1 protein-coding gene is annotated in these 1340 nt (G+C 43.0%); it reads right to left on the bottom strand.

What is annotated here, in order from left to right; translation table 11 throughout:
* Positions 1-1340, bottom strand: a 1340-nt coding sequence (locus tag CJP74_RS08185) for a hypothetical protein (protein WP_222987051.1), incomplete at both ends; no start/stop codon positions are given.

A 1340-nucleotide genomic window follows, 5' to 3' on the forward strand; every position in this document is an offset into this window, starting at 1 on the left:
ATCTTATCGTTTGGTGTATTACCTTTTTCAATATTGTCAGTAGTGAATACAATTTCACGAGTTAGACCATCACCAGTTGCATAGCTATCTGGGCTACCAGCTAATGGGTTAGTAGTATCACCAATTACGTCACGAGCGTTACCGCCAGTTTGCGCGTCTGCACGCTCAGCGGCATCAGCGGCTGGTCCGTAACTGAATAATCCTTCACCATTTGCATAGTAAACTTTGTCTGGATCATTGTATTTAGTGGTATCTAAATCACCGATCTTATCGTTTGGAGTATTACCTTTTTCAATATTGTCGGTAGTAAATACAATTTCACGAGTTAGACCTTCACCAGTTGCATAGCTATCTGGGCTACCTGCTAATGGGTTGGTTGTATCTCCGATTACATCACGAGCATTGCCACCTGTTTGAGCGTCTGCACGTTCAGCGGCTTCTGCTGCTGGACCGTAGGCAAAGAGACCTTCACCATTTGCGTAGTAAACTTTGTCTGGATCATTGTATTTAGTTGTATCTAAATCACCGATCTTGTCGTTAGGAGTATTACCTTTTTCTATATTGTCAGTAGTGAATACAATTTCACGAGTTAGACTATCACCTGTTGCGTAGCTATCTGGACTACCAGCTAATGGGTTAGTAGTATCACCGATTACATCACGAGCATTTCCACCAGTTTGAGCATCCGCACGTTCTGCTGCATCAGCTGCTGGACCGTAGGCAAAGAGACCTTCACCATTTGCATAGTAAACTTTGTCTGGATCGTTGTATTTAGTAGTATCTAAATCGCCGATCTGGTCGTTAGGTGTATTACCTTTTTCAATATTGTCAGTAGTAAATACAATCTCACGAGTTAGACCATCACCAGTTGCATAGCTATCTGGGCTACCTGCTAATGGGTTAGTAGTATCACCAATTACATCACGAGCATTACCGCCTGTTTGAGCGTCTGCACGTTCTGCGGCGTCAGCTGCTGGACCGTAAGCAAAGAGACCTTCACCATTTGCATAGTAAACTTTGTCTGGATCATTGTATTTAGTGGTATCTAAATCACCGATCTTGTCGTTTGGTGTATTTCCTTTTTCAATATTGTCAGTAGTGAATACAATTTCACGAGTTAGACCATCACCAGTTGCATAGCTATCTGGGCTACCAGCTAATGGGTTAGTAGTATCACCAATTACGTCACGAGCGTTACCGCCAGTTTGCGCGTCTGCACGCTCAGCGGCATCAGCGGCTGGACCGTAACTGAATAATCCCTCACCATTTGCGTAGTAAACTTTGTCTGGATCATTGTATTTAGTTGTATCTAAATCACCGATCTTATCGTTTGGTGTATT

Source organism: Psittacicella melopsittaci (genome assembly GCF_003585925.1).
GTDB lineage: Bacteria > Pseudomonadota > Gammaproteobacteria > Enterobacterales > Psittacicellaceae > Psittacicella > Psittacicella melopsittaci.